Genomic DNA, 21,983 nt, shown 5'->3' with positions numbered 1-21,983 from the left:
TGGGTAGTGTCGTGGTGTGCTTGCCGCCTATGCCGCGCGTATCGATCCCGATGACCCCGTGAGAGGGCTGGAAGTCGGCGAGCGTCCGGAGCCGGAGTGTCCGAGTGGCTGGACCACGGTCACCGTCCGGGCCGTCTCCCTCAACCACCACGACCTGTGGTCGTTACGCGGCGTCGGTCTGAGCGCGTCGCAGTTGCCGATGATTCTCGGCTGCGACGCCGCGGGCATCGACGAGGACGGTAACGAGGTCGTGGTGCACTCGGTCATCAGCGACCCGGAGTGGCGGGGTGACGAGACACTCGACCCGCGCCGTTCGCTGCTGTCGGAGCGCTACCAGGGCACGTTCGCCGAACGGGTCGTGGTTCCGCGCAGGAACCTGGTGCCCAAGCCCGCGTCCCTCAGCTTTGAGGAGGCGGCCTGCATGCCGACCTCGTGGCTGACGGCGTACCGCATGCTGTTCACCCAGTCCGGGCTGCGGCCCGGAGACACGGTCCTCGTCCAGGGCGCGGGCGGCGGCGTCTCGACGGCTTTGGTCGTGTTGGCGAAGGCGACCGGACACCGGGTGTGGGTGACGAGCCGGAGCGCCGCGAAGCGCAAGCGCGCGGTGGAGGAGCTCGGTGCCGACGCGGCGTTCGAGCCCGGCACGCGGCTGCCGGAACGGGTCGACGCGGTGATGGAGACCGTCGGGGCGGCCACGTGGGGGCACTCGCTGCGGGCGCTGCGTCCAGGCGGCACTCTCGTGGTCTCCGGCGCCACGAGCGGTGCGAACCCGCCCGCGGAGTTGAACCGCGTGTTCTTCCTTCAACTTCGGGTCGTCGGCTCGACGATGGGGACGCGTGACGAGCTGGTCGGCCTGCTGTCGTTGTGCGAGCGCGCCGGCCTCCGACCGGTCATCGACGACGTGCTTCCGCTGACCGAGATCGGAAAGGGCCTTGCCGCGCTGGCGGCGGGCAAGGTCTTCGGCAAGATCGTCGCGACCGTGTGATCTGCCGGCTTTTCGGCTGTCCGGACGAACAGGCCGGGCATGGTCTCCGCACCCGGGACCTGTGGGGCCGGTGAGGGCTTGGTGTGGATAGCGCCTCGCATGCGGTGATCGCTTGGGTACTCTGGCGCGCACTATGACTGGTTCGTCTGGAGTGCGCCGTCGGTCCGGTCGGGCCGCGGTCGCGGGGTTGGCGGCGTTGCTTGTCGTGTGGGGAGCCGGATGCGGTGGGACGTCGGAGCCTGCGCCGCTGGAGCGTGACCACGCGGAGTCCTCGCCACGGCCCACGGTGTCGCCGGCCACGCAGCCAACAGCGTCACCGACCCCGTCCACGACGACAGCCACACCGACCAGCTCCCTGGAGCAAGAGCTGTACGCCGCCACGGTGAACTTCTACGAGGCGGTCACTCGTGCCTATGAGGAGATGGATCCGTCTCTGATCGAAGCTGTGGTGCTCCCGAACAGCGGAGCCGGAGGCGGGTACATCGAGGAGATCCGGGAGCTGAAGAGGAAAGGGCATCGCCTCGTTCCTCCCCCGAAGTTCACGGTCAGTGAGTTCGCATGGCTGCAAGACGCCTCGAATGCGACCGAGGTGGTGACATTCCGGCTCGACGCGCCTGCTGGCAAGGAAGTCGACCGCGAAGGGCGGACCGTCGAGGAGTATCCCGCCGGTGGCGCTGAAGGAAGAATCACCTTCGTCAGGGAAGGAGACAGGTGGCTCGTCGCCTCGCAGCGCTTCGGCTCGTAACTGCGCTGTGGACCTTCGTCGTTGCCGCCGCATGTCTTGGCGTCTCGATCACGACCGCAGGTGAAGCGCACGCAGACGTTCGCGGCTGTCCGCGTTGTAAGGACGATCCTGTGCCACCGCTGCCGGAGCCGCCTCAGGGAGGGCAGGATCGGTTCTTCGGCCAGGCGGCCTTGTTCACCAAGGACGGCAGCGTCGTGGACTCAGGGGCTGGGTCGTCGTGCCCGGGGTGTGAGTGGCGCATCGCTCCGGCGTGTGAGCTCGGCGGGGAAGTGACGTGCAGCGAGGTAGCGCGTTGTGGGCGGACGGAGGAAGGCGACCTACGCACGCTCTACGACGTGTTCCTGCGCCGGCCTGGCACTGGATGGACGTTGCGAGGTGCCTTCTGCATCGCCGACGAAGACGATGTCGTCACCACCGCCGACGTCGGCGACGAGGTGAGGCGGCGGTGGCAGGTGTGGGTGCCCAAGCAGCGGGTGTCCGTTCAGCCGGCCGACGGCCGAACGCTGGTGCACCTGCCGGCCTACTTCCACTCCGGTCAACCCGCGCGGATGCCGCCTACCACGGTGCCTGTCTTTGGTTTCGAGGTGACGGTCGCGGCGCAGGGCGAGTGGGAATGGACGTTCGAGCCCGGTGTCACCAGAACGTTCCACGTGCCCGGTAGCAGGTACGACGACGCGAACCCCGTGGTCTCCCACGTGTACGAGACGCCAGGAACGCGCACGGTCTCCCTGACCACCCGCTGGTGGGGGCGGTTCACCGTCGGGAGCTTCGGCCCGTACGACATCGACGACCCAGCCACCCAGGGCCCGGCGCTCCTCGAGGTCACGGCGGTCGAGGCAGCGCCGGTTCTGAGCCGTTAGCGCGCTCGCGCAGATCGCTCGATCCGGCCGTGAGGCGAGGGGCGACGAGTGCCCGTCACCCCTACTGGTCGTCCTCGTCGTCGAGTCGAGCGAGCCAGGTCGCCAGCCGGTCGACCGCCGCCTCGAACTCTGGATGGAGGTCGACGAAGTCCCTCAGGCGCTCGGCGAGCCAGGCGAGCGTGACCTCCTCCTCGCCGCGCCGTTCCGTCAACTCCTCGATACCGCGGTCCGTGAAGTACACAACGACCCTCGACGGTTCTGTCGGTCAGCTGAACGCCTGGGCGAGCAGGGTTGCCTGCTCCTCGCGGTGCACCGCCGCCGAGCCCACCGCCGGAGCGGCGGAGGCAGGCCGCGAGACCAGGCGCACCTTGCGGTCCAGCTCAGGCACGAGGTTGAGCGCCATGAACGGCCACGCGCCCTGGTTGGCAGGCTCCTCCTGCACCCAGAGCAGCTCGGCGTTCGGGTACTTCGCGAGCTCGGCCTGGATCGCCTCGACCGGCAGCGGGTACAGCTGCTCCACCCGAACGATCGCCGTACGAGGCGGCTCGCCTTCGCGGCGCCGGCGCTCGGCGAGCAGCTCCCACGCCACCTTGCCGGAGCAGAGGATGACGCGCCGCACGTGCGCGGGGTCGACGGTGTCGTCGCCGATCACTGTCCGGAACGAGCCTGAGGTGAACTCAGACGGCGCGCTCGTGGCCGCCTTGTTCCGGAGCATCGACTTCGGGGTGAAGACGATGAGCGGACGGTGCACCGGCCCGAGGGTGTGCCAGCGCAGCAGGTGGAAGTAGTTCGACGGCAGCGACGGCTGGGTGACGGTCATCGAGTCCTCGGCGCACAGCTGGAGGTAGCGCTCGATGCGGGCCGAGGAGTGGTCGGGCCCCTGTCCCTCGTAGCCGTGGGGGAGGAGCAGGACCACGCCGGACTGCTGACCCCACTTGCTCGCACCGGACGAGATGAACTCGTCGATGATCGTCTGCGCGCCGTTGGCGAAGTCGCCGAACTGCGCCTCCCAGGCGACCAGTGCCTCAGGCCGTGCCACCGAGTAGCCGTACTCGAAGCCCATGGCCGCGAACTCGCTGAGCATCGAGTCGTAGACGTAGAAGGGAGCCTGGTTCTCGTCCAGGTGCTGCAGCGGGGTCCACTCCTCGCCGGTCTTGCGGTCGATGATCGTGGCGAACCGCGAGACGAACGTGCCCCGGCGGGAGTCCTGGCCGGCCAGACGCACCGGACGCCCGGCGAGCAGCAGCGAGCCGAAGGCGACGATCTCCGCCGAACCCCAGTCGATCGGGCCGTCGGTGATCGCCGCCGCGCGACGCTGCAGCTGTGGCAGCACCTTCGGGTGGACGGTGAACCCCTCGGGCACCGAGACGTAGGCGTCCGCGACCTTCTTGAGCACCTCGAAGGGCACGGCGGTCTCGGGCTCGGCCGGCGGCTTCTCCGGGTACTCGGGGACCGTGACGTAGTCCTCGGGCGGGGTGTCCTTCGCGGCGCGGACCTCGGCGAACACCCGCTCCAGCCGCTCCTGGTAGTCCCGCAGCGCCCGCTCGGCCTCCTCGACGGTGATGTCGCCTCGACCGATGAGCGCCTCGGTGTAGAGCTTGCGGACCGACTTCTTCTGCTCGATGAGGTCGTACATCAGCGGCTGGGTGAACGACGGGTCGTCGGTCTCGTTGTGGCCCCGCCGCCGGTAGCAGATGAGGTCGATGACGACGTCCTTGTGGAACGTCTGGCGGTACTCGAACGCCAGCCGGGCCACCCGGATGCACGCCTCGGGGTCGTCGCCGTTGACGTGGAAGATCGGAGCCTGGATCATCCGCGCCACGTCGGTGCAGTACGTCGACGACCTCGACGAGGTGGGAGCGGTGGTGAAGCCGACCTGGTTGTTGATGACCACGTGGATCGTGCCACCGGTCCGGTAGCCGCGCAGCTGTGACAGGTTGAGCGTCTCGGCGACCACGCCCTGGCCGGCGAACGCGGCATCGCCGTGCACCAGCACCGGCAGGACGGGGAACTCCAAGCCGCGGTTCAGGATGTCCTGCTTGGCTCGCGCGATCCCTTCGAGGACCGGGTTCACCGCCTCCAGGTGGGAGGGGTTCGCCGCGACCGAGACCTTCACGGTGGCGCCGTTCGCGGCGGTGAACACGCCCTCCGCGCCCAGGTGGTACTTGACGTCGCCCGAGCCCTGGATCGTCCGCGGGTCGATGTTGCCCTCGAACTCCCGGAAGATGTGGGCCGGGCTCTTGCCGACGATGTTGGCGAGCACGTTCAGCCGGCCGCGGTGGGCCATGCCGATGGTCACCTCGTCGAGCTTGGCGTTGGCCGCCTGCTCACAGATCTCGTCGAGCAGCGGGATGGTCGACTCGGCGCCTTCGAGGCTGAACCGGCGCTGGCCGACGTACTTGGTCTGCAGGAAGGTCTCGAACGCTTCTGCCTGGTTCAGCTTGGACAGGATCCGCAGCTGCTCCTCACGGGGCAGACGCTCCTGGGGTCGCTCCACGCGCTCCTGGATCCAGCGGCGTTCCGCCGGATCCTGGATGTGCATGTACTCGATGCCGACCGTCCGGCAGTACGCGTCGCGGAGCACCCCGAGGATGTGGCGGAGCTTCATGAACCGCTTCTGCCCGCCACCGAAGTTGCCGGTCGCGAACTCCCGGTCGAGGTCCCACAGGGTCAGGCCGTGGTTGACGACGTCGAGGTCGTCGTGGCGCCGAACCTTGTAGTCGAGTGGGTCGATGTCGGCGATCAGGTGACCACGGACCCGGTAGGCGTGGATCAGCTCCTGAACGCGAGCCTGCTTGCCGATCTCGTCGTCGTGGTTGGTCGAGATGTCGACCGCCCACCGAACCGGCTCGTAGGGAACGCGTAGCGCGGTGAAGATGTCGTCGTAGAAGCCGTCCTCGCCGAGCAGGAGCTGGTGGATCCGACGGAGGAACTCACCAGACTGCGCGCCCTGGATGACCCGGTGGTCGTAGGTCGAGGTGATGGTCATCACCTTGCTGACCGCCAGGCGGGTCAGGGTCTCCTCGGAGGCGCCCTGGTACTCGGCCGGGTACTCCATGGCACCGATGCCGATGATGGCGCTCTGCCCGGCCATCAGCCGCGGAACCGAGTGCGTCGTGCCGATGGTCCCGACGTTGGTGAGTGTGATCGTGGTGCCCTGGAAGTCCTCCACCTTGAGCTTGTTGGTGCGGGCACGCTGGACGATGTCCTCGTACGCCGCCCAGAACTCCGCGAAGTTCAGGGTGTCGGCGCGCTTGATGTTGGGGACCACCAGCTGCCGGCTGCCATCGGACTTCTTGATGTCGATGGCGAGTCCGAGGTTGAGGTGAGGCGGCTGGACCATGGCCGGCTTGCCGTCGATCTCGGTGTAGCCGACGGTCATCTCCGGCATGGACCGAGCCGCTCGGGCGATCGCGTAGCCGATGATGTGCGTGAAGCTCACCTTGCCGCCGCGCGAGCGGGCGAGGTGGTTGTTGATGACGATCCGGTTGTCGATGAGCAGCTTCACCGGAACCTGCCGCACGCTGGTAGCGGTCGGCACGGTGAGGCTCTCGTTCATGTTGACCGCGGTGCGGGCCGGTGTGCCGCGGAGCGGAACGATCGACGGCTCTTCCCGCTTCGGCTCCTTTCGCTCATCAGCCGCCGCCGGTGCGGCGGTGGCGGGCGATGGAGCGCGCCCAGGGCTGGCGGGCTGGCTGGTCCGCTGGCTCGGTCGGGCGGTTCGGCTCGGTTGAGTGCCGGCCGTGGCGCCGGCTCGTGCTCCGGTCGCGCGCTGCGCGGTCTCGGCCGACCGGGGTGTGGTCGCGGTGCTGGGTGCCGGTTCGCTCGTCGGCGGCGGAGCGGTCGAGGCGCTGGCCGTTGGCTGGCCCGCGGGACTCCCGCCGGCTGGCTGGCCGTTCGTCTCGGGCTTGTACTGGCGGAAGAACTCTTTCCAAGCCTCGTCGACGGAACCAGGATCCTTCAGGTAGCGCTGGTACATCTCGTCGACGAGCCACTCGTTGGTCCCGAATTGGGACAGCGGGTCGTTATGCGAGGACTGGGACGCCACGGCGCAAATCGCCTCTTCCGCTCAGCAGGATCGCTTAGACCGTCTTTGGCTTCGCCACCTAAGCCTAGTCGTCGTGTTCAACTCCGTTGGTCACGGAGGTAGCGGTTGTGTATGCGTTGGCACCTCGGACGACCTCCATCGAGGCCGTGCGAGGCTGGTGAACAACCAGGCGGTGGTTTCACGGCTCAGATTCGTACACCGGGTGGTAGCAAACCTAGACGAAGGGTAACCGAGCGCGCACTCGCGACCGACGTCAGGTGGTCGTGACGGTGCTTGGGCCTTGGTGGCCTGGTAGGGGCACGTGCGGCCCGGGAGCTCGCGTCGAGCGCACGTCAAGCAGCCGGGCCCGTACCGGCTGGTACGAGCCCGGCTGGAGGACGACAAAGGACGCGATGCGGGCGGGAGACGTCACAGATCTGGGAGCTGCGACGCGGACAGGACGTACTGGAAGAGGTTCCGGTAGCGCCGCATGATCATCCGGAGTTCGTCGGTGCTGAGGTTCTCGTTGTTCTTCCACTCCCGCTCGATGCGGTCGCGGTGCTCGCTGAAGGTCGACGTCACGAACTGCATGGCGTCACCGATCAGCAGCCCGGCCTCGCGTACGGCGTCGCGCGGGTCGTCCAGGAGCTGCGCCTGTGTGACGAGCCAGCGGTGCTGGAGCTCCTCGATGTGACGGCGCCGCGCGGCCTCGAGCTGCTCGGCCTCGCTCGGCCCGGACGGTTCCTCCTCCTCTTGGATCAGCAGCTCAGGCTGGGAGCCGTTGGAGGAACGGTTCGTCTCCGCATCGTCGGCGCTCGGCTCCGGCTGCCAGGACAACGAGGTCGAGGTGGCCGCGTTCGAGGACGAGGAGCTGGAGAGGGCCGTGCTGTCGACGCCGTTGCTGGACTCCTCGGCTCTCGGGGTCGTGACGGTCGGAGCGTCCCAGGCGTCCCGCCCCGACGCCGGCGATGCCGGACGGTCGTCGGACTTCGGCTCGAAGGGTCCCGCGCCGTTGCCATGCGGCGAGCCGCCGTGGTGAGGTCCGCTGCCCGGACCGCCGTCGAACGTGCCGGCCCCCGCGTCGAAGCCAGGGCCCGGCACGTCGTGGGGTCGGTCGTGCGGGCGCTCGCGGTCCCGCTCGCGTTCCGGTGGTGTGCTCTTGAGGTCTTCAGAAGGCGGCGGCCGAAGCCCTGGGGGTGCGAAGGCCTCGTAGCCCTCGGGGAACCTCGCGTCCCTCGGGGGCAGGTGGGGGCCATTCTCGAGGGTGCGTTCGAAGGGGTGCGGCTCGTTCTGGAGGTTGTCGTCGCTGTCGGACTCAGGAGGTGAGGTGAGCCTCTCCAGCCACGACTTCCTGCCCTTCTGGACGTCCCGCATCGACGTGCCTCCTGCTTCCGCTGTCGTGCGCGGAACCACTGATGTACACCACTAACCCCGGCGAGCCTCCAGCACAAGGACGTCCGTGTCAAGCCGGACTATTCCACCTCGCCGTGAAGCTCGCGATGGGTCGTCTGATCATCGCAAGACGCGATCGAGCGCCCGATTCGTGGTGTCCCGTTAGGGTCCGGGCGGCCAGGGGCGCGCGCCGACGGACGTGGCGCGATCTCCATTTTCGTACTCCTCGTAGCGGTGTGATCACCGATTGTCAGGTTCCGTCTCATCCGGGAGGTGAGACCGCGAGGGCGTGCCGTGGTCCGATGGTCGGCACGGGCGGCGACGGCACCGGTCGAGGCCGGTCCCACTTTGCCCGCTTCGAGCCATATCGGGCCGATGCGTCCGATCCCCCCGGTTCCCCGCGGCCTCGCCGGCGGGTTCACGCGGCCGGTCTCCTCACGCGTCGGCTTGGCGGTGCCCGGGTATCAGCCCCGTTGCCCACTATGCCGCCGCGGTGAATCCCTCACCAGCAAAGGCCTTTCGTGGTGAACAACCGCGAAGCGCGGGCGGCCGATGCCGAGGCGGCGCATAGTCGAAGAAGCCTGACGAGACGTCACCGCGACCGGGCGAGGACGTCTGTGGGGAGGAGGACCATGGTCCGAGAGTCGGGGGTCCGAGAGTCGGGGGTCCGAGAGTCGGGGGTCCGAGAGTCGGGGGCACACGAGGTGACCAGTGGTCGCCTCGTTCCGCGAGCCCGGAGCCCGTTCGCCTCGGCTCAGCTCGACGCCGCCTCGCTCGGCCCCGACGTCCCCGACACCAAGGTCACGGTGCCGGCTCCCTCCGTCCCGATCCTGCCGCGACCGCGACTCTTCCAGGCGCTGGAACGGGCGTGCGAGCGGCGCGTCACCGCGGTCAACGCGTCGGCCGGCGCGGGCAAGACATTGCTGCTGGCGTCGTGGCTCAGCTGGTCGGCGGAGCGCCGCGCCGCATGGGTGTCCTTCGACCCAGGTGACGACACGCCCAAGGTCTTCTGGGCGTGCGTGGTGAAGGCACTGCGGCGAGCGTGCGGCGCCGAGTCCCACCAGATCGATCGGTTGCTCGACGCTGACACCGACGATGAACGGTTTCCCGCGCGGTTGCTCGACGCGGCGGCCGCGTTCACCACACCGGTCGTCCTCGTGATCGACGAAGCGCACCGGATCGGACACAGCAGGGTGCTCGCTGGCCTCGACGTCGTGGCGCGCCACGCGCCGGCGACCCTGCGGCTGGTGCTCTCCGGGCGCGGCCTCCCGCGGTTGTCGTTGGCTCGGCTCCGCGTGACCGGGGATCTCGCCGACATCGGGCCGAAGGACCTGGCCTGCACCACAGCCGAGGCGCAGGAGTTCTTCAGGCTGGTGGGAGTGGAGCTGGACGCCGAGGACGTGGCGACCGTCCTCGAGCGGACGGAGGGCTGGATGGCGGGGCTTCGGCTCGCCGCTCTGTGGCGACAGACCCAGCCACCGTGGCGGCGCGAGTTCGCGTCGTTCACAGGTGCCGAGCCGATGGTCGCCGAGTACCTCGACGAGGAGGTCTTGGCCCCCCAGCCGGCCAAGGTCCGACGCTTCCTGCTCCGCACCAGCGTCGTGGATCGGGTCAACGGAGACTTGGCCGACGCGCTCACCGGAGACGACGACGGGCGGCAGACGCTCGAGTCGCTCGAACGCGAGAACGCCCTCGTCCACGCTGGGCCGGACCGGACCTGGTATCAGTACAGTCCTCTCCTGCGGGAGTTCCTCCTGCACCGGCTCCGCAGAGATCACCCCGACGAGGTCACCTCGCTGCATCGGTCCGCGGCGCGCTGGTTCGCCGCCAACGGTCACGTGGTGGAGGCAGAACGCCACGCTCAGGCGGCCGGCGACTGGGCGCTCGCCGGGTCACTGCTCGCCCAGGACGGGTACCGCGTGATCGCCAATGGCGAGGGTGCCTCGCTCATCGCCATGCTCTCCGCTATCCCGACCGAGGCGGCACGCAGTGACACCAACCTGGCCCTCGTCTCCGCCCATGCTCGGCTGAGCGACAACGACGCCGACGGCGCCGACGGTTTCCTCCGTGCCGTCGAGGCGAAGGAGACCGGTGCCGACGCGAGTGGTGCGACGTTCTCAGGTGCCCGGTCCTCGCTCCTCACCGAACGGCTCGCGACCGTGGAGCTCCGACTGCACCAGTGTTGTCTGCGTGGCCAGATCGACGGTGGCGTCGTCCGGGCCGCTTACCAGCTCCGCGAGGAGGCTCGACGCGGTGGCCTCGGCGGGATCCAGGCGCCGCGTCTGAGCACGCTGACCTACTGGCTTGGGATGGCGGAGCTCTGGAGAGGCCGACTGCTCGCCGCGCGAGAGGCCTTCGCCGAAGCCCTGCCGGGGTTGGTCGACGCCGGGTTCACGCTGTGGGCACGTCGCGCGAGAGTGTGGCACGTCTTCGTCGACGCGGTGGACGGGCGACTCACCGCGGCCGAGCGCGGTCTGGCCAGCCTGTCGGCCAGCAGCTCCCACGAGACGCCGGACCCGGCCGTGGATCTCGCCCGCGCGCACATCTGTCTGGCCCGGGACCGTCTCGATCAGGCCTGGGCCATCGTCGGGGCTCGACGTGTCGCGCACCTTCACGACGATCAGCACGCCGACCCGGCCGCGCCACCTCTGGAGGAGACGCTCGGTCTGCTCAGGGCGCGTGTGCGCTTCTACCAAGGGGACGTGGCCGCCGCCAAGGCCGAGCTTGCGGCCGCCGCGGCCGCGCCCAGCCGGCTGCGCGACCACATCGAGCGCTCCGCCGCGCTGCTGGAGGCCGAGATCGCGTTGCACGAGGGGGGAACGGCGCGGGCGTGGGAGATCCTTTCCTCCCGCGCGGCCCCAACCGTGGCGGCCGACGCTGTCTTGGCCGGCCGGTTGCACCTCGCGGACGGGGAGCCCGCCGCTGCGCTGGAGGCGGTCTCCGCCTGCGTGGCCGGCACCGCCCTCCAGACCCGGTTGCTGGACACCGTAGCCGGTCTGCTGGTCGCGGCGTGTGCGCACCGTCGGCTCGGTAGCCAGGCGGCCGCGGCGAGCCATCTCGAACGTGCCCTCGCCCTGGCCGAGGCGGACGGCCTCATCAGGGTCTTCCTTGACGCCGGCCGCGGCATCCGGGCCCTCCTGACCGTCGCGATCGCGCCGGACGGTCCGCACGCGAGCTTCCGGGGCACCCTCTTGCATCGCTTCGACATCCAGCCGACGGCGACGTGGAAGACCCCGGAACAGCGGACCAAGCTCACTCGGAGCGAACGGGCTGTCCTGCGCTACTTGCCCTCGCATCTGACGAACGAGGAGATCGCGCAGGACCTGTGTCTGTCGGTCAACACCGTCAAGTCACACCTACGCACGCTCTACCGCAAGCTGGGTGTCACCTCCCGCCGCGAGGCGATCGCGCGCGCCATGCAGCTGGAGCTCTTGCGGTAGCAGCAGTCGGAGGGGCGCGACAACACCACGGGGGACAACACGACGAAGGGCCACCCTCTCCGGGTGGCCCTTCGCCTGCCCCCTTCGAACGGACCGTGCGCCCGTCACCCCCGCGCCTGTCGCAAGGCCTTCATCTCGTTCCCGTGCACCGTCAGGGCGTAGATGACAAGCACGTCCACGGCGATCATGACGAGCGACCACAGCGGGAACGCCGCCAAGGTGAGGAAGTTCCCGATCGCCGCGAGACCCGCGATCACGATGCCCACATAGCGAGCCCAGGTCTGCCCAGCCAAGACCGCGAGGCCGGTGATGACCAGAAGAGCCGCCACGGCGATGTGAATCCACGCCCACGCCGTGTAGGCGAAGGGAACCGCCAGCCCATCGCTGGCGACGATGAAGTAGCCCAGGTTGAACAGGGCGGTGAGTCCCCAGATCGCCTGGAACAAGCCGAGAACGATGAGGACCGCACCGGCGTAGACCATCCAGCCGACGCCAGTGCGGGCGGCCATCGCGGACGGGCCGTGCGCGGCGGTGGTCTCCTCGGCGGACCGGCGTGCCTGCGGGACGGTCGGAGTCCGGCCCGTCTCCGCGGCCTGCTGCTGTTGCTCCTGCGCCGAGGCGCCGGTTTCGCGGCGTCCCATGTCTGCCATGCCAACCCCCTGGTCGTGTGGCGCCCGCTCTGGCTCGTGTGAACGGCGGGCGGTCATGACCCACCGTTGCGCGCGACATCGCTGAGCTTCCTCACCCGACCGGGGTGAACTTGGGACCGGTCGTAGTCCCAAGAGTGGCGCCATCGGAATGGAGGAGGCGGAGGTCCCTCGCGCGGTGGGACCTTGTTCTCCAGCGCGGTCCGTCATGGCGGAGGGTTGTTCGCGCCCGACGGCGGGGCGACACTGGGCGTGGACGGGCCGCGTGCCACACGATGCCGCGGATGGGTGGGCCGCCACGTCTTGGCCGTCCCGTCACGGCCAGCGCCGCGCCGGGCTTCTCGCACCCGCTCTCTCGAGAGCGAGGCTCGTAGGACTGAAATCCTTCCTGGCCACGCGGGAGGTCGATAGGTCGTCCGCCGTGCGCGCGGATGTCAACTAGTCCTGGACAGCAGGGACTCCAGGCCGCAGAAGGCCGGATGAGGCGCCACACGAGAGGAATGTTGGAGCGATGGCCAAGGCAGTCGGTATCGACCTGGGCACCACGAACTCCGCTATCGCGGCGGTGACCGCGGGAGAACCCGCGATCATCCCGAACGCCGAGGGATCTCGGACGACTCCGTCGGTGGTGGCCTTCACCGAGCAAGGTGAGCGGCTGGTTGGGCAACTCGCTCGACGTCAGGCGATACTCAACCCGAAAGGAACGATCTACTCCGCGAAGCGCTTCATCGGTCGCCGCTACGACGAGGTCACCACGGAGATGAAGGCGGTGTCCTTCGACGTGGTCGAGAGCCCCGACGGCACCGCTCGCTTCAACGTTCGAGGGAAGACCTACTCGCCCGAGGAGATCTCCGCGCTCGTCCTACGCAAGCTCGTCGAGGACGCGAGTCGTTCGCTCGGTGAGCGGATCACTGAAGCGGTCATCACGGTGCCGGCCTACTTCAACGACGCGCAACGGCAGGCCACCAAGGACGCTGGGCGCATCGCGGGACTCGAGGTGCTTCGGATCATCAACGAGCCCACGGCGGCTGCCCTGGCGTACGGGCTGGATCGGCGAGAGCACGAGACCGTCCTGGTGTTTGACCTCGGCGGTGGCACGTTCGACGTGAGCCTGCTCGACGTCGGCGAGGGAGTGGTGGAGGTCCGCGCCACTGCGGGCGACTCGCACCTTGGCGGTGACGACTTCGACCGCAGGATCGTCGACTACCTGGCCGACCAGTTCAAGCGCGAGAACGGCATTGACCTTCGCCAAGACCCACAGGCACTCCAGCGTTTGTTCGAGGCGGCCGAGAAGGCGAAGGTCGAGCTGTCGTCGGTGGCCCAAACGGCCATCAGCCTGCCGTTCATCACAGCTGACCAGTCAGGCCCGAAGCACCTCAACGCTACGCTGATGCGGTCGACGTTCGAAGAGCTCATCCACGATCTCGTCGAACGCTGCAAGGGCCCGGTCGAGCAGGCGATGGCCGACGCCAAGCTGACGGCGAACGACATCGACGAGGTGATCCTGGTCGGCGGTTCGACCCGCGTCCCGGCCGTCCAGAACCTGGTCCGGAGACTCACCGGCGGCAAGGACCCCAACATGTCGGTCAATCCGGACGAGGTGGTCGCGATCGGCGCCGCCATCCAGGCGGCCGTCCTCAAGGGCGAGGTGAAGGACGTCCTCCTGCTCGACGTCACACCGCTGTCCTTGGGCATCGAGACGCTGGGCGGTGTGATGACGAAGATCATCGAGCGAAACACGACGATCCCGGTCCGGCGCACCGAGGTCTTCAGCACCGCGGAGGACAACCAGAAAGCCGTGGACGTCGTGGTGCTCCAAGGGGAGCGCGAGCGGGCCGCGGACAACCGAGTGCTCGGCCGGTTCCGGCTGGAGAACATTCGGCCAGCGCCGCGCGGCGAGCCGCAGATCGAGGTGACGTTCGACATCGATGCCAACGGCATCCTGCATGTCTCCGCACGTGACAAGGACACCGGCGCCGAGCAGCGCATCACCATCAGCGGGAGCTCCAACCTCGACCGCTCCGAAGTGGAGCGCATGGTCCGGGAGGCGGAGCGCTACCGCGAAGAGGACGCCAGGCTGCGTGAGAAGGTGGAGGCGCGGAACCAGCTGGACACCGCCGCGTACCAGGTGGAGCGGCGGTTGAACGAGCTGGGCGACGCGGCACCCGAGCACGAGCGCGCGCGAGCACGGATGCTCATCGACGATGCGCGCCAAGCCATCAAGGACGAGGCGGTCGGGCTCGACCGACTGCGGTCGCTCACCGGTGAGCTGCAGCAGATCTACCACGGCCTCGGAGCAGTCCGCGGTGGCCCCGAGGGAGGGCGTCCTGACGGGACCGGGCCGGGCGGTCGCGACTCGTCGGGAGAGCGGTCTGGCGACGACGACGTCATCGACGCCGAGTTCACCACGGATTGACACCATGGCTGACTCCACGAAGGACGAGCCCCAGGCCCCGGGTGGGGACGGGCGAACAGAGCACGCGCCCGCCCAGGCCGAGGGGGCGCCGACGGCGACCACGGGTGACGAGCGGGCGACGGCGGATGAGACCGGCCAGCCGGTCGTCGAGCCCGCGGAGCGGGTTGAGGAGTTGGAGGCTCGGGTCGCCGAGCTGGAGGACAACTGGCGCCGGGCGGTCGCCGAGCTCCACAACTACCGCAAGCGGATGGCCCGGGAACTGGCCGCGGTCGCGCATCGCGAGCGCATCCGGGTGTGCACCCAGTGGCTCGCGGTCGTCGACAACCTCGACCGCGCTCTCGAGCACGCCGACACCGCGCCCGCCTCGGTCGTCGACGGAGTTCGAGCCGTTCGCGACGAGGCCCTTCGGATCCTGGAGGGCTTTGGCTTCCCTCGCCAGGAGACCGAGCCCGGCAGTTCGTTCGATCCGCTTCGACACGAGGCGGTCGCCACGGTGGCCGACGACGAGATCCCTGAGGGGGCGATCGTCCATGTGACACGACCCGGCTACGGCGAGGGCGACAACCAGCTGCGGCCGGCGATGGTCGTGGTGTCGAGCGGGAAACAGTGATGGCCGAGCGGGACTACTACGAGATCCTCGGGATCTCACGGACGGCGAGCCAGGATGAGATCCAGCGCGCCTACCGCCGGCTGGCTCGCCGATACCACCCGGATGTCAACAAGGACCCCGAGGCGGAGGAGCGCTTCAAGGACATCACCGAGGCGTACAACGTGCTGCGCGATCCCGAGACGCGGCGGCGCTACGACGCGTTCGGCCCGGAGTTTCGGCAGGTGCCACCTGACGTCGACCCAGAGACGTGGGCGGGGGCGCGGCGTGCTCGGGCCGGTGCCGGGCGTGCTGGGGCGGGGGGTGGCTGGTCCGCGGGTTTCGGGTCCTTCGGCGACATCGACCTGGAGGACCTGTTCGGTGGCTGGTTCACAGGTGGGCGGGGATTCGGACCGGTACGAGGGCCCGACCAGGAGGCCGAGCTGGTCCTGAGTGTCGAGGAGGCCTACCGCGGTGGGCGTCGCTCGATCATGATCCCGCGTGCCTCTGGCTCACGACGGTACGACGTGACCATCCCGCCTGGTGTGACCGAGGGACAACGCATTCGCCTGGCTGGGCAAGGCGGTCAAGGCATCGACGGTGGCCCACCCGGTGACCTCTATCTCATCGTGCGGCTGGCTTCCCATCCCCGCTACCGCGTGGACGGCCGCGACCTCTATGTGGACCTTCCCCTCGCCCCGTGGGAGGCGGCGCTGGGCACCACTGTCCCGGTCGAGACCCCCGGCGGCGAGGCCAAGGTGCGTGTTCCGCCGGGAACGTCGACGGGGCGCCGGCTGCGGCTTCGTGGCCGCGGGCTGAGAAGCCCACGTGGTGAGGCCGGCGATCTGTACGCCGAGGTCAAGATCGCCGTCCCGGCCGAGTTGACACCAGAAGAACGGCGCTTGTGGGAGGAGCTCGCCGCGACGTCGGCGTTCGACCCGAGGAGGACGTCGTGACGTTCGCTCTCGTTCGAGTACGGCGAGGCGACCTCCGCCTCGACCTGGAGTCGTTCGCCCGCTACGCCGGTGTCCACCCCGACCTGGTGCGCCGGCTGGTCGCGCTTGGACTCCTCGAGCCGGTCAGGGAGCGCGGTGAATGGTGGTTCGGCGCGGACCAGCTGGCGGAGCTCGCGCGCATCGAACGACTGCGACGGGGCTGTGACCTCAACTACGCCGCCATCGGACTCGTCCTCGACTTGCTTGACCGGATCGCGGAGCTGGAGGCCGAGCTCCGGACTGTCCGGAGGAGCAGACCACCGACCGGAGGGGCACCATGGACCCGAACCGACTCACGCTGAAGTCGCAGGAGGCCCTGCAGGACGCGCAGGCTATCGCCGTGCGTCTCGGCCACACCGAAGTCGACGGGGAACATCTTCTGCTCGCCCTCCTCGACCAGACGGACGGCCTCATCCCCCGCCTGCTCGCGCAAGCGGACGTGGATCCGCAGCCGCTGCGTGCCCGCGTCGAGGCCGAGCTGGAGCGGCGTCCCAAGACCACGGGGCCGGCTGCCGCGCCGGGCCAGGTGTTCCTGACCCAGCGGCTCGCCCGGGTGATCGAGGCGGCCGACCGGGAGGCCCAGCGGTTGAAGGACGAGTACGTCTCGACCGAGCACCTACTTCTCGCCTTGCTGGACGAGGGGACGGCAACGGCTGCGGGGCGGGCTCTACACGAGTCCGGTGTCACCCGCGAGCGCTTCCTCCAGGCCCTCACCGCCGTGCGCGGCGCGCAACGGGTCACCTCGGCCACCCCCGAGGTGGCCTACGAAGCGATGGCGAAGTACGGACGGGACCTGGTGGCCGACGCCGCCGCCGGTCGTCTTGACCCGGTCATCGGACGAGACACCGAGATCCGCCGGGTGATCCAGATCCTGTCCCGCAAGACCAAGAACAACCCGGTCCTCGTGGGCGACCCGGGGGTCGGCAAGACCGCGATCGTCGAGGGTCTGGCCCAGCGGATCCACCAGGGCGACGTCCCGGAGGGTTTGCGCGACAAGACGATCTTCCAGCTCGACATGGGCGCGCTCGTCGCTGGCGCGAAGTACCGCGGGGAGTTCGAGGAACGATTGAAGGCAGTCCTCAACGAGGTCGCGGCGAGCGAAGGACGGGTCCTGCTGTTCGTGGACGAGGTGCACACCGTGGTGGGCGCCGGCGCCGCCGAAGGGGCGATGGACGCCGGCAACATGCTCAAGCCCATGCTCGCGCGTGGCGAGCTTCACATGATCGGCGCGACGACCCTCGACGAGTATCGCAAGCACATCGAGAAGGACGCCGCGCTCGAACGGCGCTTCCAGCCGCTCCTTGTCGACGAGCCGTCCGTGGAGGACTCCATCTCCATCCTGCGTGGGTTGAAGGAGCGGCTGGAGGTCTTCCACGGCGTCACGATCCAAGACAGCGCGCTCGTCGCGGCTGTCGTGCTCAGCCACCGCTACATCTCCGACCGCTTCCTCCCCGACAAGGCCATCGACCTGGTGGACGAGGCCTGCGCGATGTTGCGAACCGAGATCGACTCGATGCCGGCCGAGCTCGACGAGCTCACCCGACGGCTCACCCGCCTCGAGATCGAGGAGGCCGCGCTGGCCAAGGAGACCGACCCGGCGAGCCAGAGCCGACTCGACGAGCTGCGCCGTGACCTCGCGGACCTGCGGGCGCAGACGGAGGCCATGCGAACCCAATGGGAGAGCGAGCGTCGGGCGCTCAAACGGGTCCAGTCGCTGCGGGAGGAGATCGAGCGGACCCGGCAGGAAGCGGAGCGGGCCGAACGCGAGTACGACCTCCATCGAGCGGCGGAGCTCCGGCACGGCCGCCTGCCTGAGCTGCGCCGCCAGCTCGAAGCGTCGGAGGAGACGCTCGCCAGCAGGTTAGGTGACCGCCGGCTGCTCCGGGAGGTGGTCACGGAGGACGAGATCGCCTCGATCGTGTCGCGGTGGACGGGGATTCCGGTGACCCGGCTCAAGGAGGGCGAGCGGGAGAAGCTCCTGCGTTTGGATGAGATCCTCCACCGGAGGGTCGTCGGTCAGGAGGAGGCCGTTCAGCTGGTGGCCGACGCGATCATCCGGGCGAGGTCCGGCATCAAGGATCCCCGTCGGCCCATCGGGTCGTTCGTCTTCCTCGGCCCGACCGGAGTGGGGAAGACGGAGTTGGCGAAGACGCTCGCCGCGGCCTTGTTCGACACCGACGAGAACATGGTGCGCATCGACATGAGCGAGTACCAGGAGCGGCACACGGTCAGCAGATTGGTCGGCGCCCCGCCTGGCTACGTGGGATACGAGGAGGGTGGTCAGCTCACCGAGGCGGTCCGGCGCAAGCCGTACTCGGTCGTCCTGTTCGACGAGATCGAGAAGGCGCACAGCGACGTCTTCAACACTCTGCTCCAGGTGCTCGACGACGGGCGTCTCACCGACGCGCAAGGTCGGACCGTCGACTTCCGGAACACCGTCATCATCATGACCTCCAACATCGGTTCGCAGTACCTCCTCGAGGAGGGTGCGGTGGCCGGTGGCGAGGTCCAGGAGTTCGCGCGAGAGCGGATCTTCGCCGAGCTCCGGGCGCATTTCCGTCCCGAGTTCTTGAACCGTGTCGACGAGGTGGTGTTGTTCAAACCGCTCACCCAGGCCGAGATCGAACGGATCGTCGACCTCATGGTCGACCAGCTGCGAGACCGGCTCGCCGAGCGGCGGATCACCCTCGACATCACCCCGGAGGCTGTCCGCTACATCGCGGCGCGCGGCTACGACCCTGTCTTCGGTGCGCGACCGCTACGTCGCTTCATCGCGCGCGAGGTCGAGACCCGGGTCGGTCGCGCGCTGCTGAGTGGAGACGTCCACGACGGCGCGGTGATCCGTGTCGAGGTCAAGGGGGACGAGCTGGCAGTCGGCTATCAGAACCCACCACCTGGCGCGGACGCTCAAGCGGCCTGAGGGGGACGACCTATGGGGACGACGGAGGTGGCCACCATTCGGTGCCCGGCGTGCGGACAGGCGAACCGGGTGCCGGCGAACGGTCGGGACGGTCCTCGGTGCGGGCGCTGCCGGGCTGCCTTGCCGTTCGTCGTCGACGCGGACGACGACAGCTTCGCCGATGTCGTCGAGCGGTCGCGAATCCCGGTGGTGGTGGATTTCTGGGCGGCGTGGTGCGGACCGTGCCGCATGGTCAGCCCGGTGCTCGAGCGGTTGGCGGCGGAGTTCGCGGGCCAGATCAAGCTCGTCAAGGTGGACGTGGACCGCGCACCCGGCCTCTCGCAGCAGTTCGACATTCGTGCCGTACCCACGCTCTTGGTCATGCGTGGCGACCGGGTGGTCGCCACGCAGGCGGGCGCGGCGCCGGCACCGGCGCTACGTCGATGGCTGGAGGACGCGTTGGCCACGGCGCGGTGACCCGTGGAAGGAGGGACGCCATGGTCGGAGTCCAGGACCCACACCTGGACCAGATTCGTCCGGTCAAGCCGAGCACACCCGAAGGGTGTGAGGAGTGCTTGCGGGAGGGCACGCCGTGGGTACACCTGCGCCTGTGCCTGTCGTGTGGGCACGTCGGTTGCTGTGACTCGTCACCGCTGCGGCACGCACGCGCGCACGCGCTCAGTACCGGCCACGCCATCGTCGAGGCGTTCGAGCCGGGCAAGAGCTGGCGGTGGTGCTACGTCGACGAGCAGTACGTGTGACGTGCCACATCGCGAGGTGATCTTCGTGACCGTGCCGGCCGGCGAGCGCTCACGACTCGCCGGCCGGCACCTCCCGTCACCCGGTGATCCAGCTGTTGACCTCGCGCTGCCAGGCGACGTCCTGCCAGAACGGGTGGTGTGGGGCGGCGTTGCTGCAGAGGATCACGCCCCAGTAGTCGTGTCGTAGGCACTCGCGAACCGCGAACTCCGCGATGTCCTTGCCGACCGGCCCTTCTTCGAAAGTGGCGTGCAGCGGTGTGTAGCCGACCCAGCCCTCGCCGATGACCGCCGGCACGCCACGGTCCCGGGCGAAGTCGGCGTACGCGGCGAGGCGGTTGGCGATCATGTCGCGCATCGACTGCCGGTACAGGTGGTAGTGCTCGTACAGGTAGAGGTCCCACTTGACCGGGTCCACCCAGTCGTGGGCGTAGAACAGCCGACGCTGGACGCCGGTGGCGGCCAGCCGCCACTCCTCGTCAGGCCGCCACTCGTCGTAGGGCGGGGCGTCGGCGCGAAGCATGCTTCGGACGAGCGGGGTTGGGAACTCCACGTCCGACCACAGACCGGCTTCCTCGAACAGCCGGCGCAGCACGCCGTAGACGTACAGGTGGAAGTGAGCGACCTGGACATTGCCGGCGAGGTCGCCGAGACGATGCGGCACTGGGTCGGAGTAGCAGGCGGTGTGCAGGATGTCGGAGTGGCGCTTGCGCAGCACCTCGAGTGCCTGCTCGATGTATGGCCGTTCCGCGGCCTGGACGTTCTCGCCCGCTCGCGCGACCTCGATGAGCTTGGTGCCGGGGTTGTCGACCTCGTTGTGCAGCTCGACGTAGGCCACCCGGTCGGCGAGGTCGTGGTCTTTGAGGAAGTCGAGGAGCCCGGCGAGCGCGTCGGCCAGGGCCGCGCACCGGCGCTCGGGCGGGATGGCGAGGAGCGCCTCGTGCTGCTCAGGGGTGGCGAAGAAGCTCGGCGTCTGCTGGTACTCCCAGCTGGAGACGATGACGTAGCAGTCGTGTCGCCGGGCGGCGCGGAACAGTTCGAGGAGGTGGGCACGGCCGTCGAGGACGGCACCACCGCGGTTGTTGTACCACCGGGTTCTCTGGCCGAAGCCTCGTCCCAGGTTGGCGATCCGAAGCGGCTTGGGCTCCTGGTCGCCGCCAAAGAGCGTGTACGGCATCGCGCAGATGCGGACGGTGTTGTAGCCCCGGTCGACCGCCTCGGCGAACGCCCGGTCCAAGTCCTCGAACGGCTCGCCCGGCATGGTCTGGGTGAACCAGCTGAAGTCCCACAGGGAGATGGTCAGTCGCCTCGGCAAGTGGGCTGGCATGTCGAACGTCATGGTTCCTTCCTTCTGTGACGGCCTCACGTGACGACCTCGCGTGACCGCCTCACCTGACGGTTCCGGCGGTGAGCCCGGCGATGAACTGCTTGGTGGCGAGCACGAACGCGACGAACACCGGCAGAACTCCGATGGTCGTGCCGAGCATCACCGTCGCCACGTCGGAGCCACCGGCAGCGGTGTTGAGCTGGGTCAGGGCCAACGGCAGCGTGAACTTCTCGGAGTCGTTGAGGATGATCAGTGGCATGAGGAAGCTGTTCCAGCTCATCATGAAGCTCCACACCGCGAGCGCCGCGAGACCGGGACGGATGATCGGGAGGACCACACGCCAGTAGATCCATAGGTCGCCCGCGCCGTCGATGCGAGCCGCGTCGTACAACTCGACCGGCACCGCGGCGTCGATCACCTGGCGCATCCAGAAGACGCCGAATCCGGTGGCAGCGCCGGTGAGGATCAGTGGCCAGTAGGTGTTGATCCATCCGAGCGTCTTCATCTCCACGAACCACGGGATGAGACCCGCGGCGGGCGGCACGAAGATCGTCAGCATGACGAAGCCGTACAGCCAGCGATGCCCAGGAGCCTCGCGGAAGCGCGAGAAGCCGTAACCGGCGAGTGAGCTGACGAGGAGGACGAGCAGGGTGTGCGTGACCGCAACGTAGACGGTGTTGCCGAGAGCCCGCACGATGTCGAGCGACTCCTGCAGCTTGGCGATGTTGTCCACGAGCGCCGAGCCGGGCAGCAGCGGCGGCGGGAAGTCGAACACCTCCGCGGTCGAGCGCGTGGCCAGCACCGCCATCCAGTAGAGCGGAAACACGAAGACCACGGTGGTCAGCGCGACCGCTACGGTGACCACCCACCGCAGTCCACGGTGACCGACGTCGTTCATCGGCTCGT

17 protein-coding genes are annotated in these 21,983 nt (G+C 68.8%); 11 read left to right on the top strand and 6 right to left on the bottom strand.

Annotated elements, in window-relative coordinates; genetic code table 11:
- Window positions 1-16: 16 nt before the first annotated feature.
- The 3 genes from DFJ64_RS04155 (at window position 17) to DFJ64_RS04145 (ending at window position 2,590) form a co-directional block, all read left to right on the top strand.
- Window positions 17-985, top strand: a complete 969-nt coding sequence (locus DFJ64_RS04155; protein WP_115849248.1) for a zinc-binding dehydrogenase — start codon at window positions 17-19, stop codon at window positions 983-985.
- Between the two features lie 382 nt (window positions 986-1,367).
- Window positions 1,368-1,730, top strand: a complete 363-nt coding sequence (locus DFJ64_RS19170; protein WP_147304590.1) for a hypothetical protein — start codon at window positions 1,368-1,370, stop codon at window positions 1,728-1,730.
- A 110-nt stretch (window positions 1,731-1,840) separates the two neighbouring features.
- Entirely contained in the window at window positions 1,841-2,590 is a 750-nt protein-coding gene (locus DFJ64_RS04145) for a PKD domain-containing protein (RefSeq protein WP_115849246.1), read from the top strand.
- Window positions 2,591-2,651: 61 nt separating this feature from the next.
- On the opposite strand, the gene DFJ64_RS04140 is transcribed toward DFJ64_RS04145, so the two are convergent.
- The 3 genes from DFJ64_RS04140 to DFJ64_RS04130 all read right to left on the bottom strand — a co-directional run bounded on the left by DFJ64_RS04140 (window position 2,652) and on the right by DFJ64_RS04130 (window position 7,991).
- Window positions 2,652-2,831: a DUF6104 family protein gene (locus DFJ64_RS04140; protein WP_115849245.1), complete on the bottom strand. Its 180-nt coding sequence runs from the start codon at window positions 2,829-2,831 to the stop codon at window positions 2,652-2,654.
- A gap of 24 nt (window positions 2,832-2,855) precedes the next feature.
- Entirely contained in the window at window positions 2,856-6,638 is a 3,783-nt protein-coding gene (locus tag DFJ64_RS04135; RefSeq protein ID WP_115849244.1) for a multifunctional oxoglutarate decarboxylase/oxoglutarate dehydrogenase thiamine pyrophosphate-binding subunit/dihydrolipoyllysine-residue succinyltransferase subunit, read from the bottom strand.
- Window positions 6,639-7,046: 408 nt separating this feature from the next.
- Window positions 7,047-7,991: a hypothetical protein gene (locus DFJ64_RS04130; protein ID WP_115849243.1), complete on the bottom strand. Its 945-nt coding sequence runs from the start codon at window positions 7,989-7,991 to the stop codon at window positions 7,047-7,049.
- 650 nt (window positions 7,992-8,641) lie between these two features.
- Here DFJ64_RS04130 and DFJ64_RS19825 point away from each other — a divergent pair.
- The gene (locus DFJ64_RS19825) at window positions 8,642-11,449 is read left to right on the top strand and encodes a winged helix-turn-helix domain-containing protein (RefSeq protein WP_147304589.1); all 2,808 of its coding nucleotides are present in this window, start codon (window positions 8,642-8,644) and stop codon (window positions 11,447-11,449) included.
- 104 nt (window positions 11,450-11,553) lie between these two features.
- On the opposite strand, the gene DFJ64_RS04120 is transcribed toward DFJ64_RS19825, so the two are convergent.
- The gene (locus DFJ64_RS04120) at window positions 11,554-12,090 is read right to left on the bottom strand and encodes a DUF7144 family membrane protein (protein ID WP_115849241.1); all 537 of its coding nucleotides are present in this window, start codon (window positions 12,088-12,090) and stop codon (window positions 11,554-11,556) included.
- 517 nt (window positions 12,091-12,607) lie between these two features.
- Between DFJ64_RS04120 and dnaK the strand changes: the two genes are divergently transcribed.
- Genes dnaK through DFJ64_RS04085 form a run of 7 tightly spaced genes read left to right on the top strand, consistent with a single transcriptional unit; the run spans window position 12,608 to window position 19,753 of the window.
- Window positions 12,608-14,512, top strand: a complete 1,905-nt coding sequence (dnaK, locus tag DFJ64_RS04115) for a molecular chaperone DnaK (protein WP_115849240.1) — start codon at window positions 12,608-12,610, stop codon at window positions 14,510-14,512.
- A 4-nt stretch (window positions 14,513-14,516) separates the two neighbouring features.
- The gene (locus DFJ64_RS04110; RefSeq protein WP_115849239.1) at window positions 14,517-15,122 is read left to right on the top strand and encodes a nucleotide exchange factor GrpE; all 606 of its coding nucleotides are present in this window, start codon (window positions 14,517-14,519) and stop codon (window positions 15,120-15,122) included.
- Window positions 15,122-16,054 (top strand): DnaJ C-terminal domain-containing protein, encoded by a 933-nt coding sequence (locus tag DFJ64_RS04105; protein ID WP_115849238.1) that lies wholly within the window; start codon window positions 15,122-15,124, stop codon window positions 16,052-16,054. The genes DFJ64_RS04110 and DFJ64_RS04105 overlap by 1 nt, the downstream gene beginning before the upstream one ends.
- Window positions 16,051-16,395, top strand: a complete 345-nt coding sequence (locus tag DFJ64_RS04100) for a chaperone modulator CbpM (protein WP_115849237.1) — start codon at window positions 16,051-16,053, stop codon at window positions 16,393-16,395. The genes DFJ64_RS04105 and DFJ64_RS04100 overlap by 4 nt, the downstream gene beginning before the upstream one ends.
- Window positions 16,371-19,013: an ATP-dependent chaperone ClpB gene (gene clpB / locus DFJ64_RS04095; protein WP_115849236.1), complete on the top strand. Its 2,643-nt coding sequence runs from the start codon at window positions 16,371-16,373 to the stop codon at window positions 19,011-19,013. Before DFJ64_RS04100 ends, clpB begins: the two co-directional genes overlap by 25 nt.
- A 12-nt stretch (window positions 19,014-19,025) precedes the next feature.
- Window positions 19,026-19,469, top strand: coding sequence for a thioredoxin (gene trxA / locus DFJ64_RS04090; RefSeq protein ID WP_115849235.1), 444 nt, complete (start codon window positions 19,026-19,028; stop codon window positions 19,467-19,469).
- 20 nt (window positions 19,470-19,489) lie between these two features.
- Entirely contained in the window at window positions 19,490-19,753 is a 264-nt protein-coding gene (locus DFJ64_RS04085) for a UBP-type zinc finger domain-containing protein (RefSeq protein WP_115849234.1), read from the top strand.
- 76 nt (window positions 19,754-19,829) lie between these two features.
- On the opposite strand, the gene DFJ64_RS04080 is transcribed toward DFJ64_RS04085, so the two are convergent.
- Window positions 19,830-21,089 carry a cellulase-like family protein gene (locus tag DFJ64_RS04080; RefSeq protein WP_115849233.1) on the bottom strand — a complete coding sequence of 420 codons (1,260 nt, stop codon included), beginning with the start codon at window positions 21,087-21,089 and terminating at the stop codon, window positions 19,830-19,832.
- 49 nt (window positions 21,090-21,138) lie between these two features.
- Entirely contained in the window at window positions 21,139-21,975 is an 837-nt protein-coding gene (locus tag DFJ64_RS04075; RefSeq protein WP_115849232.1) for a carbohydrate ABC transporter permease, read from the bottom strand.
- Window positions 21,976-21,983 lie beyond the last annotated feature (8 nt).

Source organism: Thermasporomyces composti (assembly GCF_003386795.1).
Taxonomy (GTDB): Bacteria; Actinomycetota; Actinomycetes; order Propionibacteriales; family Actinopolymorphaceae; genus Thermasporomyces; species Thermasporomyces composti.
The sequence above is the reverse complement of the archived record's forward strand: the minus strand, read 5'-3'. Positions and strand labels throughout refer to the sequence as shown.

Coding starts and splice junctions, on each gene's coding strand:
- DFJ64_RS19825 (WP_147304589.1), top strand. CDS start 8,642: ATGGTCCGAGAGTCGGGGGTCCGAGAGTCGGGGGTCCGAGAGTCGGGG.
- DFJ64_RS04105 (WP_115849238.1), top strand. CDS start 15,122: ATGGCCGAGCGGGACTACTACGAGATCCTCGGGATCTCACGGACGGCG.
- trxA (WP_115849235.1), top strand. CDS start 19,026: ATGGGGACGACGGAGGTGGCCACCATTCGGTGCCCGGCGTGCGGACAG.
- DFJ64_RS04110 (WP_115849239.1), top strand. CDS start 14,517: ATGGCTGACTCCACGAAGGACGAGCCCCAGGCCCCGGGTGGGGACGGG.
- dnaK (WP_115849240.1), top strand. CDS start 12,608: ATGGCCAAGGCAGTCGGTATCGACCTGGGCACCACGAACTCCGCTATC.
- DFJ64_RS04085 (WP_115849234.1), top strand. CDS start 19,490: ATGGTCGGAGTCCAGGACCCACACCTGGACCAGATTCGTCCGGTCAAG.
- DFJ64_RS04120 (WP_115849241.1), bottom strand. CDS start 12,090: ATGGGACGCCGCGAAACCGGCGCCTCGGCGCAGGAGCAACAGCAGCAG.
- DFJ64_RS04075 (WP_115849232.1), bottom strand. CDS start 21,975: ATGAACGACGTCGGTCACCGTGGACTGCGGTGGGTGGTCACCGTAGCG.
- DFJ64_RS04130 (WP_115849243.1), bottom strand. CDS start 7,991: ATGCGGGACGTCCAGAAGGGCAGGAAGTCGTGGCTGGAGAGGCTCACC.
- clpB (WP_115849236.1), top strand. CDS start 16,371: ATGGACCCGAACCGACTCACGCTGAAGTCGCAGGAGGCCCTGCAGGAC.
- DFJ64_RS04080 (WP_115849233.1), bottom strand. CDS start 21,089: ATGACGTTCGACATGCCAGCCCACTTGCCGAGGCGACTGACCATCTCC.